A 14,503-nucleotide genomic window follows, 5' to 3' on the forward strand; every position below is an offset into this window, starting at 1 on the left:
ATGTCAATGTTGGAAACAAGGTTTGCAGTGATGTGGGCGAGGGCCGGCGAGAGGCGCGAGCGAAAAACCGATGCGTTTTCCTCGTCCGCCATTTTTTGGTTTGGATGACGGATATTGTTAGAATGAGCCGCGAGGTACGGCTGGAAAAATCGCATGTCGCTGATGAAGAGCGCGATCGGCGTGCTACTGGCGGGAGGGCAAGGCGAACGGCTTTGGCCCCTCACGCGAGACCGCGCGAAACCAGCGGTCCCCTTCGGCGCGATTTACCGCATCATTGATATCACGCTCTCGAACTGCCTGAACAGCAACCTGCGGCGCGTTTTCGTTCTGACGCAGTACAAGGCGTTGAGTCTGAATCGCCACGTGCGGCGCGGATGGTCTTCGCTGATGGGTGTGGGCGATTTCATCGAAATTCTTCCGCCGCAGATGCGCGTCTCGGCGCACTGGTATCTGGGGACGGCGGACGCGGTCTATCAGAACATTTATTCGATCGGCAGCGAGCAATCGAACTATGTGATCATTTTGTCCGGCGATCACATTTACAAAATGAATTACGAGAAGATGCTGCAGCAGCACGTGGATTCGGGCGCGGACGTGACAGTGGCGACGGTGGAAGTGACGCCGGAGGAAGCAGCGCATAAATTCGGCGTAATCGAAACGGACAAAGAAGGGCGAATTCTGGGATTCCAGGAAAAACCAGCGGTGCCTAAACTCTCCGTGCGGCATCCGGGCAAAGTCGACGCGTCGATGGGCATTTATATCTTCAATACGCAATTTCTGTTGCCGGCGCTGATCGCTGACGCGGAAGACCCGAATTCATCGCATGATTTCGGCCACGACATCCTGCCGAAGACCATCGCAAACTTTCGCACGTATGCCTACAATTTCCGCGACGAAAACAAGCAGGAGACACTCTACTGGCGGGACGTGGGAACGCTTGAAGCGTACTACGAGGCGAACATGGATTTGGTCAGCGTTTCGCCGGTGTTCAATCTTTATGACAAGAGCTGGCCGCTGAAAACCTGGGAGCAGCAATATCCTCCGGCGAAGTTTGTTTTTGCGGATCCGGGGCGGACAGGAACGGCGGTGGATTCCATTGTGGCGGCGGGTTCGATTATTTCCGGAAGCCGCGTGAGCGGGTCGGTGGTTGGTTATGATGTGCGCGTGAACAGCTACTGCGAAGTGGAGGATGCGATCATCTATAACCACGTCAATATCGGAAGGCACTCGCGGATCCGGAGAGCGATCATCGACCGGCACGTCAAGCTGCCGGAGCACACGGAAATCGGCTACGACCTCGAAGAAGACCGCAAGCGGTATCACGTCAGCGAAGGGGGAGTGGCGGTTGTGGTTCGCGACGAATCCATGCTCGAGGAGCCGGAGTAACCGACCAAATTTCTCATGCCCACAAGCTTCCAGCCGAAATTTGGACACGCCGCGGAAGAATTCCAGCGTTACCGGCCGGAATATCCGGCCGAACTTTTCGAGCGCATTCTCGCAGCTGTTCCAGCCGACCACCGCGAACGCGCCGTTGATCTTGGCGCCGGAACCGGCAAGGCCACTCGCGCGCTTCTGCCCCATTTCCGTGAAGTGATCGCCGTCGAGCCCGATCCGGGAATGGCCGCAAAGCTCCGAGGGGATATTCCCGCAGCTATCGTTCATAACGTCACAGCAGAGAATTTTTCGCAGCCGCCTTCAACGGTTGACCTCGTCACCATCGCCAATGCTTTGCATTGGATGGATGCACCGCACGTATTTGCCAATGTCCATTCCTGGCTTGGCCCTGGTGGAATTGTTGCGGTCTTTGACCGGCCATTGCCGAAAACGATTCCTGCCATCGACGCCATCGTGCTTGCCGAGTGGCGGGGCCCGTGGAAGTCCCACCGCGACTCGCGTCTCGGGAAAAAGTACGTCTGGCAGGACCAAGCCCGCGCCGCTGTCGGCTTCGAATTTGCCGAGGAAACAAAATTTTCCTACGTAATTCCCATGTCTCTCACGGATTTCGTCGGTTTTTGGCGCTCCACTTCCTACGGCAGTGCTTATGGACTCACGCTTTCCGATCCGGAATCCTATTGGCGCAGCCTCGAATCGCGGTTCGCCGAAGCCGCCGACGATGCAACGATTCTCGTCGATCTGAGCCCCACGCTCATCCTCTCGCGCAGGATTTGATCGCGCATCCACCCGGCCTCTCGCTGGCAACTCTATGTGCACCGGATGTATTTGCAGAATTTTGCTGTCTTCATCGTAGAATGAACCTTTGCCGCTGGTGAGGAGGAAGCTCGATGCCGCGCAACAAGAAGGCTGTTGTGGAAGCCATGGCTGCGGGAATAGCACGCCGAGAGGTTTTCAGCTCCAAAGGCAAACGCACCGGAGCGAAAATCGCTCACGTCATTGGGCGCGAAATTCTGGATTCACGCGGGAATCCGACGGTGGAAGCCGATGTGATTCTGGCGAGTGGAATGCGCGGACGCGCCACTGTGCCATCGGGCGCTTCGACGGGCGAACATGAGGCCATCGAGCTGCGCGACGGCGACAAATCGCGCTATCTGGGCAAGGGGACTCGCAAGGCGGCGGAAAACATCAACGGCCCGATCGCGAAAGCGGTCAAAGGAATGGACCCCTGCGAGCAGAGCGCGCTCGACCGCAAGATGCTCGAAGCGGACGGAACGCCGAATAAATCGAAACTGGGCGCGAATGCGATTTTGGCTGTCTCCATGGCTGCGGCGCGCGCCGCGGCTGCGGAAAGCGGATTGCCGCTCTACAAATATCTGGCGCGATTGGCGGGCGCGAAATCCGCGAATACGTTGCCGGTTCCCATGATGAACATTTTGAATGGCGGAGCGCACGCGGACAATTCCGTTGATGTGCAGGAGTTCATGGTGATGCCCGTGGGCGCGCCGAATTTTCATGAGGCGCTGCGGTGGGGCGTGGAAGTCTTTCATCACTTGAAGGCGGTATTGAAGATAAATGGCTATTCGACGGCGGTGGGCGACGAAGGCGGCTTCGCGCCGAATCTGAATTCGAATGAGGAAGCGCTGGAGCGCGTTCTGGAAGCCATTACCGCCGCGGGCTACAAACCCGGCGAGCAAATGGCGATCGCGCTCGACCCGGCGGCGAGCGAGTTCTATGACAAATCGAGCCAGAAGTATGTCTTCAAAAAATCCGACAAGTCACAGCGAACTTCGGCGCAGATGGTGGAATTCTGGGCGAACTGGGCGCGGCAATATCCCATCGTCTCGCTGGAGGACGGCATGGCGGAAGACGATTGGAACGGCTGGGAACTGCTGACGAAAGAGCTGGGGACGAAATTGCAGCTCGTCGGCGACGATGTTTTTGTGACGAATCCCGAAATTTTCAAGAAGGGCATCGAGCGGAAAATCGCCAACGCGATTTTGATCAAGCTGAATCAAATCGGCAGCGTGACGGAAACGATGGAAGCGATTGCCATGGCGCGCAAGGCGGGTTATGCGTCGATCGTGTCGCACCGCTCGGGCGAGACGGAAGACACGTTCATCGCGGATTTCGTGGTGGGAATGGGCACGGGGCAGATCAAAACGGGTTCGGCTTCGCGCACGGATCGCATCGCCAAATACAACCAACTGCTGCGCATCGAAGAAGAGCTGGGCAAGGAAGCAAAGTTTCCCGGGCGGAATGCGCTGGCGCGCAAATAGATATCCGGCCGAAAGACTTCCGGTCACAGCCAAGGAATTTCTGCGGAGAGTGGAATGAGGATCGAAGCGTTCGAGCTGGAGCGCTGGCAATCGGTTTGGGAGAACCGCGTCGAACTGAATATCGCGGAGAGCGGCGTCGAGCCGCTCAGCGCCAGGGAGTTGATCGAGGATTCAGGAGATATGGCGCGCGTGCTCGATGCGCGGCTTGGCTACCCGCAAACGAATGGCAGCGAAGAATTGCGCTCGCGCATTGCGGCGCTGTATCCGCGCGCAAAATCTGAAAATGTTCTGCTGACATGCGGCGGCGCGGAGGCGAATTACGTCGTGGCATGGGGATTGATTGAGCGTGGCGACGAAGTGGTCTTCATGCAGCCCAATTATATGCAGGTGGCCGGCCTTGCGCGCGGATTTGGCGCGGAAGTGAAGCCGTGGTGGCTGCGCGAGGAATTGAAGTGGGCGCCGGACGCGGACGAACTGACGAGGCTCGTGACACCGAAGACGAAGCTCATCGCCATTTGCAATCCGAGCAATCCCACGGGCGCGGTGCTGAGCGATTCCGCGATGGATGCGATCTGTGCCTCTGCCGAGAAAGTTGGCGCGTGGATCTTGGCCGACGAGATTTATCGCGGCGCGGAATTCAGCGGGCGCACGACGGCGAGCTTTTATGGGCGTTACGAACGCACGCTTTGCACGGCGGGCCTTTCGAAAGCCTACGGCTTGCCGGGATTGCGCACCGGATGGGTCATTGGCCCGGGGGAAATGATCGAAAAACTTTGGGGCTATCATGACTATACGAGCATTGGACCGACGATGCTGACGGACCGCATTGCGTCAATTGCGCTCGCGCCGGAGCGGCATGCATGGTTGCTCGATCGCACGCGGAGAATTCTGCGAGAAAATTATCCGGTGGTCGGCGATTGGCTCGCCGGGCACGCGGATTTATTCACGCACGTGAAGCCGAGTGCAGGCGCGATCGCGTGGATTGGACTGCGCGAGAAGTGGAATTCCGCGAGTGTCGCGGAGGCTTTGCGCGCCCGGAAAGGCGTTCTGCTCGTTCCCGGGGAGCAATTCGCGATGCCGGGGTATTTGCGAATCGGATTTGGAGAGAATGTCAGCAAGCTTTGGCAGGCGCTTTTGAGGTTCGATGAGTGGATTGCGGAAGGAGCGCAGACATAATTGTTGCGCGGCTGAACGGAAGAATGGCTATGGTTTTGGCGCGTAACCCGGACATTGGGTGACGGGCAAGCGCGGATATTTGGCGTAAGACGGGTCGGTTGCAGAACGCTCGCAAAGGATGAAGGTTGATCCGCGGTCGGACTGAATGCGGCGCGCAAACTGACACTTGGCGCAGAGACCTGCCTTGAGGCGTTCGGTTGCGGCATCGCTATTTTCGGCCACGCTTCGAGAATAGCATTCAAATCAGTTATGCAGCTGCGAAACGATCAGGCTGCGGGCAATTCGGTGACGCTCTCGGCAGAAGGAACGTCATGCGCAACAAGTTTGAGGACCACGCCATCGAGCTCCGTGCAAACGAGAGTAAAGACATGGGAGCAGCGGTCGCATAACCAGAAGTGTTTGACGCCGTGCACGCCTCTTAGCAACTCGCCCGTCGTATCCGTGATTCCCGGAGGGTTCGGTTCGGTTCGAAACCGGAAAAACTTGCCGCCTTTGCTCCAGGAAAAAGCATTCGGGCAAGCCGGGTTTGCACATTTCGGCTGAAGATTCACGTTCATGGCCGCACCTCTTGCGTTTTCGGTTGGGTTGCCATTCGCCGACAGTTCATTTAACTGGCGGCTGATTTTTCGCTCGTTCTCCAGTCGTGTGACCGTGTCTTGCAGCCATTCTCTGACCGCTTTTTCAATCTCGCGTCTGTCGGCATAGCGATAAAGCGAATCGAGGGTTTCCCATTGGGTGTTGAACGGAATGTGGCGGCAAGGGATCGGAGAGGAGCGAAACTCGAATGGCACGAGCTGTATCAGCGCGCAATCCGAGCACGGCAGCGGATCTTGCCCGCGCCCGTAATTCACACATGCGGGTGAATCTTCGAAAATGAATGCCGGCCGCCAGGATTCGCCGGCCGTGCGCTCGTACCCTCCACTCTCGAGAAACTCGAGCTCTGCTTTGATAACATCCAGGAGATCGCGCGCGTCTTTTTGCATGTATGCCGCTTACTCATCCCGCAAAAAATTGTGAGCGACGGCAACTGTGATTGCGGTGATGCGCATCACCGCAAAGCGTGACTCCTGTCACTGGCTCAAGAAACAAAAAAGAGCACATTTATACGAGAAGATACTGCTAATGCCAGACAATGGGACGAGCGCTTTCAGAATCGTCTCGCGACGCCCGGGGCGTTCCGTGTGGTATGATTCGGCCATGAAAGCCCCGTACGGCTTGGAAATTATCGAAAGCTGCGTGGCTTGTCCTCACCTGCAAGAGCGCGTGTTTTGCAATCTCCCGCCATCAGCTCTGCAGCGTCTGTCGGCGATTACGTCCCCCTCCTCCTATCCCAAGGGAGCCACACTGTTTGTGGAAGGGCAGACGGCCCGAGGCGTTTTTATTTTATGCAATGGACGCGTGAAACTTTCGACCTCTTCGGCGGATGGCAAGACGCTAATCGTGAGGATCGCGGATCCTGGTGAGATTCTGGGTTTGCCGGCCACGGTTACGGGGAAGCCCTATGAACTGACCGCGGAGGTGGTCGAGCCGGCGCAGGCGAACTATATTTCTCGACCCGATTTTCTAGGTTTTCTTCGCGAGAATGGCGATGCCGCTCTTCGCGTTGCTCAACAACTGGGCGAAACTTATCATGGCGCTATCGCGGAGATGCGTTCCATTGGACTAGCCCATTCTGCCGGTGAAAAGCTGGCCAGATTTTTGCTGGATTGGAGCGCCAGCCACGGAAAAGGGAAGAACGAAATTCGCGTGAAGTTGACTCTGACGCATGAGGAAATTGCCCAGATGATCGGAGCCTCTCGCGAAACAGTGACGCGGCTCTTCAGCGATTTTAAGAAGAAAAAACTCCTGCAAGTCAATGGCTCAACGCTTATCGTCCGCGACAGGGCAGGGCTCGAAAGCGTGGCTGGCAACTAGCATATCTCCGAAGTGAAGGTCTGAAGTGGGCCGCAACAATCACATGAATAAGTGACATTGATCACATATCAATTTACAGATGCGGTTCTATTATCCCTGCAGCTTTAAAGGGGGAACGGCCTATGCTCGACTCCACGACCACGGCCTCGATCTCCAGAGTTTCATCACTTCTCGTTGCCGTGCTGATATTGCCGGCGTTTGCTCTGGCACAAGCAGCGCCAAAGACACAGGCAAACGCCAGCACAACCACGACACAGCAAACGGCTGCCGCGAGCAAGTCAAACGCCGCTCCAAATTATGCGGGCTCGGATGCCTGCAAGGCGTGCCACGCCGCCGAGTACAAATCCTGGGAAGATTCGCCGCATTGGAAGACAACGCTCAATACAAAACAAGGACCGTCGCACGAAGGCTGTGAGGCCTGCCACGGCACGGCGGCCAGCCACGTTTCCGATCCGACGGATGTTTCAAAGCTGTTCCTCTTCGAGAAGGCTTCCCCAAAAGATATTGATGCGCGCTGCCTGGAGTGCCACGCAGGCGGGACGGAGCACATGAATTCGCTGCATTCCGTTCATGGAGAGAATGGTGTGAGCTGCATATCCTGCCACTCGCCGCACCATGCCACGCAGGCGCAGTTTTTGCTGGTCAAGGCGCAGCCGGATCTCTGCTACACGTGCCACCTGGCGAAGAGAGCCGAATTCGTAATGCCTTTCCACCACCGGGTCAACGAAGGACTAATCAAATGCACCGATTGTCACAATCCGCATGGCACGGAAGGGCCGAAGCAGGTGCGCATGGCTTCCACTCAGGATGCGGTGTGTTTCAAGTGCCACAGCGACAAGCAGGGACCATTTGTGTATGAGCACGCGGCCGTGAAAGTGGATGGCTGCGAGTCGTGCCATGTGGTTCACGGCGGACCGAACCCGCACATGCTGAAGGTCAGCAACGTGAATCTGCTGTGCTTGCAGTGCCACACGACGTCGAGCTTCAGCAGCGCGCCGGGAGCGCCTTCCTTCCATAACCAGGCGAGCTTTTTCCAGGCATGCACGTTGTGCCATGTGGCAATTCACGGTTCGAATGCCAGTTCATTTTTCTTCAAGTGAGGCGAGCCATGAGCGTTTTGCGAGCTTCGCGAGATGAAGATGCGTTGCGAATGAAACTCAGTAGAAGCTGCAATTCCCGGACGGTGGGAGAACGGCCATGAGAAAACACAAAATGGTTCTGGGGCTGGTGCTCATGCTGCTGGCAGCGCTGTGTTTGCCCGTTCGTTCCGAAGCGCAGGATACCTCCGGCGGGACGAAAGGCACGAATTCCGGCAACTATAATGTGCAACAGACCATTGAGTTCGGTTATCGAGCGAACGAGATGAACGGCAACTATGATACGTACGATACGTTCGTCAATCTCGGTTCCGGTTTCCGTCTTTTCGATTACACGCTGAACATGCGATCACTGGATCATCAGGGACCTTTTTTTGATGATCTAAATTTCAGCAATTTTGGGTATGGCGGCGACCCGAATGACGTTTCGCGCCTGCACATCGACAAGAACAAGTGGTATGACTTCGACGCCCTCTTCCGGCGGGATGTGAATTTCTGGGACTACAATCTTTTCGCCAACCCGTTCAATCCTGCATCGTTGAACCCGCTCGGGTCAACGACCACGGGCTGTATTGTAAGTCCTGCGAGTTCAGCGAACCCTGGTCTTCCGGGGTATTGCTCAAGTCCATCGGTGGCGGCAACGCATTCGCCGCACTCGCTCGATCTAGTGCGGCGGATGCAGGATTATGATTTGACGCTTTTGCCGCAATCGAAGGTGCGATTGCGGCTGGGTTTTTCGCACGACGCGGATCAAGGGCCCGGCTTTTTCACGACCGACAGCGGAACCATTCCAGACTTCCCGGAGAATTACAGCTATTCGACCAACACGTATCGCATGGGTGCGGATTTTCGCGTCCTGCCGCGCACGACGATCTCCTTCGATGAATTCCTGAATTATTTCCGTCAAGACAATACCGTGACGGAGAATCCAACGGCGACGCCTCAGCAATACGGTTATCAGGCGAATGGTGTTCCGGTGGACCTTGGTCAGATTTGGAGCACGCAAACTCCGGCGGAAGCGTTGCCCTGCGCCACGCCGATCGCGAACGCCGCAACCACACCTCCTACTGCGAATACGGCCTGCAACGGATTCGTGAGTTACAGCCAAGTGAGCCAGCCGCGTGACTTTATGCCGACAGAGCGGATTCGATTTCAGACGGACTATTTCCATAACTTCGAAATGACAGGTTCCTTCGGCTACAGCAGCTCCGACAATACGATTCCAAATTTCAACGAAACAATCATTGGCTGGACTGCCCGTACATCCTCTCCCGGCGGCACGACTGCCGGCCCGGCCGAAGCGAAGCGCGTTTCCGTGGATGGCGACTGGTCCGGGGTTTATTCCGTCACCAGCAATTTCCGCATCGAGGACTTCTTCCATTACAACAACTGGCGCATTCCCGGGATGTGGAACAGTGTCACCGGAACTTTTTTTGATACAGCCGGCGCAACAGGATTGGGCGCTCCGGTCGGCGTGTTCGCGGCTGTCAATTGCAACGCCAGCAATGCTTTCAATGGCTCCACGTGTCCGAACCACACGGCGACCTCAGGTGCCGATCTCGCAAACGCCTACAATGCGAATTTTGTGAAACAAGATATGAAGTCCAACACGATCCAAGCGGATTATGATTTTAGCAAGCGCGTCAGCGGATATATCGGATATTTGTATTCGCACCGCGCAATCGTGATGTCCTCGCTCAGCTACACGACTGCGGATATTTACTATCCAGGAGGAGCGGGAGGCACGGCGGCCAATGATTATCTTGCTGCGCGCGGAAATTGTGCGACGCCGAGCGCATGCACGATGAACCCCGACGGCTCGCTGACTTTCCTTCCCGCCGTGCCGACGACGGGCCCCACGGTGGATTCGCTGGACGTCAACGAAAATTCGCTGATCCTCGGGCTAAGGGCGCATCCTGCCGATACACTGCTGATCACTGCGAATTTCGCTTTCGGTTATAACGATGCCGCTTTCACGCGCATGGATCCGCGGCAGGTGCAGACCTACAATATCCACGCCACGTACACGCCGAAACCATGGGCGACGGTGGATGGCGCGGTCGAAATCCACGAGAATCGCGACAATGTCTACACCGTGAACGATCGCGAGCATGATCGGATGTACAGCTTCAACGCCATGCTCGTTCCCAGCCCGCGCCTGGCCGTCAGCTTCGGCTACAACTACTGGGATGTTTATACGCAGGCGGAGATTTGCTTCGACTATTCCATCACCTATACAAACCCGGCGCCGCCTCCGAAAACTCTGCCCGTAAGCAACTCGCCGCCGGGCGTGGCGACCACGGCATGTCCGATCTCTGGCGCTTCGGTCGGAGCGGCTGGATTGGGCGCGCTATCGACTTATGCCAGCTACGATCACTTCGCGCATGGCGATGTGATGTGGAAGCCCTCGAAGCGCGTGACCACGGCCTTGGGGTATAGCGGCAGCATCGTCCGCGGCAATACGATTTTTCTGAATCCGCTCGCGCCTTCCGGAACGCTGGATTACAACTATCTGATGCCGTACGGCTCGGTCACAATTGATATGGTCAAAGGCTTCAGCTATAAGATGGCCTGGAATTACTATGGATTTAACGAGACGGGAAACACAAACCCGTTTGGATTGGCCGCGATACCTCTGCAAGACTTTAATGGAAGCAATATCACGTTTTCCGTGCGTGACACATTTTGAGTGATTCATCCGGGAGGAGCAGATTGCGATTGATTTTTCGTACTCGGGAGGCAGGTCAGATGAATAGCCTATTGCGTCGAGTGAGCCAAGCGCTGGGTCTTGCAGCCGCGTTCCTGTTTGCGCTCAATATTTCTGCGCGCGCGGATGATTCGGCGAGTCTATACAAGGCAAAGTGCGCTGTGTGCCATGCGCCCGACGGCAGCGGCAACAACGTCATGGGAAAGCAACTTGGCGCTAAAGATTTGCGCTCGGAGGAAGTGCAGAAGAAATCCGATGCGGACCTGAACGGCGTTGTCACGAACGGTATGGCGCCGAAGATGCCGGCGTATAAGGACAAATTGACCGCCGACCAGATCAAGGGGCTTGTCGTCTATATTCGCGAACTGGCGAAAAAATAATCAGGCCCCTGGCACAACATCTCCAATGAAATTTCGCCGAACCCAGAGGCAGAAGTATAGTAGAACGTGCCCGAGGAGTTGACCTTCGCCACCATCGCTCCTCCGTAAACGCTAAATTGGTCAGAATTGTGCTATCGAACTGCGCTGTGGATGCCGCAAGTGTCTATCCCACATACGGAAAGCCTTTCGATTTGATTTTCCGACAGACGAAAAATGAGGGATGGCGCACCCAAGGGGACGATTTTAGAACTTTTCTGGCTGGATTTGTGTCAAGTTTGCTACAGATTGACTGTCCTGAAGGAACTAGGAGTCTCTGGAGGGTCTGCGGCTAAAAGCGCTCCGCTTTCGGGCGGCATGGCTGCTGCGATAATCTTCAAGCTCTGCATCTGTAATACGAAAAAGGGATTCCGAAGGATGATTTTCGCAGGCGGCTAGTTCGCGCCGAAGCTTGAGCGAACATACGTCCGGCGCATCTTGAAAGCTGACACGGCGCGCGCAAAATGCTTCCTGCGTGATGCTGATGGTAAATTCGCGCGTTTCGCTGGAAGCCTCACGCACCATGAAACTGTATTCGCGAACAGTAACCTTCGACTGGAAGCCTATAAATTGTATCAGGATTTCTTTGGTCACTTGGGAGCCTCATTTCGTGGCAGCGAGCTGCAGCGAGCCCGTTTCAGCGGGCTCGCCTGTTTACCGCTAGAGGGCGGTGACGCTTGATGCCTGCAGGCCCTTGGGCCCCTTGGTCACTTCGAATTCAACCGCCTGTGCCTCGTTAAGCGACTTATACCCCTCCGACTGGATCGCGGAGAAATGGACGAAAACGTCCTCGCCGGACTGACGCTGGATGAATCCAAAGCCCTTGCTGGCATTAAACCACTTCACTGTTCCTTGTTCTCTCAACTTTGCTTCTCTTTTCTGTTTGAGCTATTTGGTGCTACTTCTCCACCGCCTCCAGGCACAAAAAAAGCTGCAAGTGTGGACTTGCAGCCCCTTCAACAATTCTAAAGGTTTTACAAGAGCAACAAACGCACCCCTATTATCGCCTGTTCTTGGTGCGGTGTCCATATCAATTCCGCGCCTTCCGTCATTTTGCAACAACAAAACGCGGCGGCCACGGGAGTCGTTCAAGGCACAGTGTATAAGAAACTGGCGCGCCCGGAGAGATTCGAACTCCCGACCTTCTGGTTCGTAGCCAGACGCTCTATCCAGCTGAGCTACGGGCGCTTTGAGTGCAACTGTCTCAGTTTACGACGCGGGTCGCTTTTGCTGCAACCGCGAACTGTTTTTTTCTCACTCGCGGGATGTATATCTTCCGTTTGGATGCGTGGGCTATCCGCGAAACATCTAGTTTGCTCTGGGCGGAACGGAGAAAAGCGGACCCGGAGTGGAGGGCCGGCCACTTATCCGGCGTTTCTGTTCGATGTGCGATGCTCTTCGCCGCCTGCCCCGCGAGGTTCACATTTCGACTGTTGGGATGCGGGATTCTTGCGCGAAGGAAAGAGTTACCGATAGACTGGACAAACGATGGAAGAAGGTAATACGCGGATAGTCAAATCTGTTTGTGGCACGAAACACATCGCGGCCGCGATTCGCCAGGTTGAATCATGTGCGAGTCCGGCGATCTCTTCAGAGGTCGAAAGGGCATTGAGCAATTTCACGCCCAATGCAGGCTAGGCAAGCTCGGCGTGCGAACGAATACGCCGCGGGAGGATTTTCATGAGCAAGTTCATAGCAAATTATGTCGTGCGAGCCTTGATCCTGCCGTTGTTCATTATAGGAACAGGTGCACCTTGCTTCGCGCAAGGCTCTAACGCTTCGTCGAACCAGAATGCAGAAAACTCCGATCAACAAGCCGCCATTAAAAAAGAGCTTGATGCCATGAAGAAACGCATCGCTGAGCTGGAAGCAGAGCTGAAGAAAAAGCGTTCGCAAGAGCAAGAGAAATCGAATGCCAAGCAGACCTCGCCAATAGAGGAATCTGCGTCAGTACATCCGGATACGAAGCCCAGACAAAAAACCGCCAAGATCGCTCCATTTTCAGATCATGACTGGACCTGGCTGAATGGCAATCCGCGCACAGAAACGCCCGCTTTCGATTCGAAATTCTTTACGCCGGAAGTTCGCGTGGATACCACATATACCTATGACTTCAACCATCCAAAGGATCACTCGATGGGCGGATCAAGCGAAATTTTCCGCGCACAGGAAGTTCAACTGGAACAACTTGGCGTCGGCGGCGACTTCCACTATGACAATGTGCGTGCGCGATTGATGACGCAGTTCGGCATGTATTCCGTTACCACGCCGCGAAATGACGCGAGTCCTGGCAATGGTCAGTGGGACCTCGCGGACGCTTATCGGTACATTTCAGAAGCCTACGGCGGCTATCATTGGAATGTGCTGCACGGCATCAACCTGGACGCGGGAATCTTCATGTCGTATATCGGCCTATTCAGTTACTACAATTTTGACAATTGGGCCTATCAACCGTCGTATGTTTCTTCAAACACGCCCTGGTTTTTCAATGGCGTGCGCATCCAGATTTTCCCGACGGCGCATTTGAAAATCGAGCCATGGATCATCAATGGATGGCAGGCGTATGGCTCGGCGAACCACACACCCGGTGTTGGCGGTCAGATCAAATGGACTCCGGCTGGTTGGATAGAAATCATCTCCAACAATTATGGCGTCGGCGAGGATGATTTGTTCGTTCCCGGCCGCCGGCGTATACACACCGACGACAGCGTTGAGGTCAAATATTTTGACCAGCCCGAGCAGCCACTCGACAAAATGGCCTTTTCGCTGACCGGTGACATGGGTTGTGAATACGGAGCCGGCGTGAGCTGCCACGGTGATACAAGAGGCGGCCCGAAACAGAGTTTCCTGGGCTTCATGGCCTACAACCGCTTCTGGTTTCATAAGGACTTGTACGGCGTGACCGTCGGAGGAGGCAAGATCAACAATCCGGGCCGCTATCTGGTCTTGATACCTCCAATCAACGGTGAGAGTGCTATCAGCGCGGCGACCAATTCGCCATACTTTACTGAGAATCCCGGCGATCCATTCAAGGCATGGGACTCGTCATTCACGTTCGACTACATGCCCAAACAATACATCACCTTCCGCTGGGAATATGATTATCGCCATGCCAACGTTCCGTACTGGACCGGTCGCGGAGGAATCACACCTCCTGGCGGTAATAATGGTTCTCCCCAGGATTACGTCTGCATGAGCGGCACATCCTCCGGGCAAGCGGTTCTCGCGGCGGCCGAGACGGCCTGCGGCGGCGGGATCGGCAGCGTGTGGTTTCCGGATCTCCGCAAAAATCAATCTTTCATTGATATGGATATACTCGTGAAGTTCTGACTTGAGTTGTGGGAGAGAACTCACTTGCGAAGGCTATGCACCACGGTCAAGAAGGACGTGGCGCGCCCAAGGGGACGATTTTAGAACTTTTCTGGCTGGATTTGTGTCAAGTTTGCTACAGATTGACTGTCCTGAAGGAACTAGGAGTCTCTGGAGGGTCTGCGGCTAAAAGCGCTCCGCTTTCGGGCGGCA

Annotated in this window: 12 protein-coding genes and 1 tRNA gene; 9 read left to right on the plus strand and 4 right to left on the minus strand. The window is 55.6% G+C overall.

What is annotated here, in order from left to right; translation table 11 throughout:
* The first annotated feature begins 153 nt into the window (after positions 1 to 153).
* The 4 genes from glgC to VGR81_03810 all read left to right on the plus strand — a co-directional run bounded on the left by glgC (position 154) and on the right by VGR81_03810 (position 4,847).
* A complete protein-coding gene (gene glgC, locus VGR81_03795; GenBank protein ID HEV2288056.1) occupies positions 154 to 1,386 on the plus strand; it encodes a glucose-1-phosphate adenylyltransferase in 1,233 nt (410 codons plus the stop codon).
* A 15-nt stretch (positions 1,387 to 1,401) separates the two neighbouring features.
* The gene (locus VGR81_03800) at positions 1,402 to 2,169 is read left to right on the plus strand and encodes a methyltransferase (GenBank protein HEV2288057.1); all 768 of its coding nucleotides are present in this window, start codon (positions 1,402 to 1,404) and stop codon (positions 2,167 to 2,169) included.
* 113 nt (positions 2,170 to 2,282) lie between these two features.
* Positions 2,283 to 3,671 (plus strand): phosphopyruvate hydratase, encoded by a 1,389-nt coding sequence (gene eno / locus VGR81_03805; protein ID HEV2288058.1) that lies wholly within the window; start codon positions 2,283 to 2,285, stop codon positions 3,669 to 3,671.
* Positions 3,672 to 3,725: 54 nt separating this feature from the next.
* Complete coding sequence (locus tag VGR81_03810) at positions 3,726 to 4,847, plus strand: aminotransferase class I/II-fold pyridoxal phosphate-dependent enzyme (protein HEV2288059.1); 1,122 nt, start codon at positions 3,726 to 3,728, stop codon at positions 4,845 to 4,847.
* A 266-nt stretch (positions 4,848 to 5,113) separates the two neighbouring features.
* On the opposite strand, the gene VGR81_03815 is transcribed toward VGR81_03810, so the two are convergent.
* A complete protein-coding gene (locus VGR81_03815; protein ID HEV2288060.1) occupies positions 5,114 to 5,830 on the minus strand; it encodes a hypothetical protein in 717 nt (238 codons plus the stop codon).
* Between the two features lie 214 nt (positions 5,831 to 6,044).
* Between VGR81_03815 and VGR81_03820 the strand changes: the two genes are divergently transcribed.
* From VGR81_03820 to VGR81_03835, 4 genes are all read left to right on the plus strand, one after another.
* On the plus strand, positions 6,045 to 6,761 hold the full coding sequence (locus tag VGR81_03820; protein ID HEV2288061.1) for a Crp/Fnr family transcriptional regulator: 717 nt from the start codon (positions 6,045 to 6,047) through the stop codon (positions 6,759 to 6,761).
* A 122-nt stretch (positions 6,762 to 6,883) separates the two neighbouring features.
* Positions 6,884 to 7,861, plus strand: a complete 978-nt coding sequence (locus tag VGR81_03825; protein HEV2288062.1) for a DmsE family decaheme c-type cytochrome — start codon at positions 6,884 to 6,886, stop codon at positions 7,859 to 7,861.
* 97 nt (positions 7,862 to 7,958) lie between these two features.
* Positions 7,959 to 10,547, plus strand: coding sequence for a hypothetical protein (locus tag VGR81_03830; GenBank protein ID HEV2288063.1), 2,589 nt, complete (start codon positions 7,959 to 7,961; stop codon positions 10,545 to 10,547).
* A gap of 59 nt (positions 10,548 to 10,606) precedes the next feature.
* Positions 10,607 to 10,945, plus strand: a complete 339-nt coding sequence (locus VGR81_03835; protein HEV2288064.1) for a cytochrome c — start codon at positions 10,607 to 10,609, stop codon at positions 10,943 to 10,945.
* A gap of 303 nt (positions 10,946 to 11,248) precedes the next feature.
* On the opposite strand, the gene VGR81_03840 is transcribed toward VGR81_03835, so the two are convergent.
* The 3 genes from VGR81_03840 to VGR81_03850 form a co-directional block, all read right to left on the minus strand.
* Entirely contained in the window at positions 11,249 to 11,575 is a 327-nt protein-coding gene (locus VGR81_03840; protein ID HEV2288065.1) for a hypothetical protein, read from the minus strand.
* A gap of 66 nt (positions 11,576 to 11,641) precedes the next feature.
* Positions 11,642 to 11,845, minus strand: coding sequence for a cold-shock protein (locus VGR81_03845; GenBank protein ID HEV2288066.1), 204 nt, complete (start codon positions 11,843 to 11,845; stop codon positions 11,642 to 11,644).
* Between the two features lie 247 nt (positions 11,846 to 12,092).
* A tRNA-Arg gene (locus VGR81_03850) sits at positions 12,093 to 12,169 on the minus strand.
* A 492-nt stretch (positions 12,170 to 12,661) separates the two neighbouring features.
* Here VGR81_03850 and VGR81_03855 point away from each other — a divergent pair.
* Positions 12,662 to 14,311 carry an outer membrane beta-barrel protein gene (locus VGR81_03855; GenBank protein ID HEV2288067.1) on the plus strand — a complete coding sequence of 550 codons (1,650 nt, stop codon included), beginning with the start codon at positions 12,662 to 12,664 and terminating at the stop codon, positions 14,309 to 14,311.
* Positions 14,312 to 14,503 lie beyond the last annotated feature (192 nt).

This window comes from Candidatus Acidiferrales bacterium, assembly GCA_035934015.1.
Taxonomy (GTDB): domain Bacteria; phylum Acidobacteriota; class Terriglobia; order Acidiferrales; family UBA7541; genus DAHUXN01.

What these genes read in the sequence shown, in the direction of transcription:
- glgC (HEV2288056.1), top strand. Translation starts at nt 154, where the DNA reads ATGTCGCTGATGAAGAGCGCGATCGGCGTGCTACTGGCGGGAGGGCAA.
- VGR81_03800 (HEV2288057.1), top strand. Translation starts at nt 1,402, where the DNA reads ATGCCCACAAGCTTCCAGCCGAAATTTGGACACGCCGCGGAAGAATTC.
- eno (HEV2288058.1), top strand. Translation starts at nt 2,283, where the DNA reads ATGCCGCGCAACAAGAAGGCTGTTGTGGAAGCCATGGCTGCGGGAATA.
- VGR81_03810 (HEV2288059.1), top strand. Translation starts at nt 3,726, where the DNA reads ATGAGGATCGAAGCGTTCGAGCTGGAGCGCTGGCAATCGGTTTGGGAG.
- VGR81_03815 (HEV2288060.1), bottom strand. Translation starts at nt 5,830, where the DNA reads ATGCAAAAAGACGCGCGCGATCTCCTGGATGTTATCAAAGCAGAGCTC.
- VGR81_03820 (HEV2288061.1), top strand. Translation starts at nt 6,045, where the DNA reads ATGAAAGCCCCGTACGGCTTGGAAATTATCGAAAGCTGCGTGGCTTGT.
- VGR81_03825 (HEV2288062.1), top strand. Translation starts at nt 6,884, where the DNA reads ATGCTCGACTCCACGACCACGGCCTCGATCTCCAGAGTTTCATCACTT.
- VGR81_03830 (HEV2288063.1), top strand. Translation starts at nt 7,959, where the DNA reads ATGAGAAAACACAAAATGGTTCTGGGGCTGGTGCTCATGCTGCTGGCA.
- VGR81_03835 (HEV2288064.1), top strand. Translation starts at nt 10,607, where the DNA reads ATGAATAGCCTATTGCGTCGAGTGAGCCAAGCGCTGGGTCTTGCAGCC.
- VGR81_03855 (HEV2288067.1), top strand. Translation starts at nt 12,662, where the DNA reads ATGAGCAAGTTCATAGCAAATTATGTCGTGCGAGCCTTGATCCTGCCG.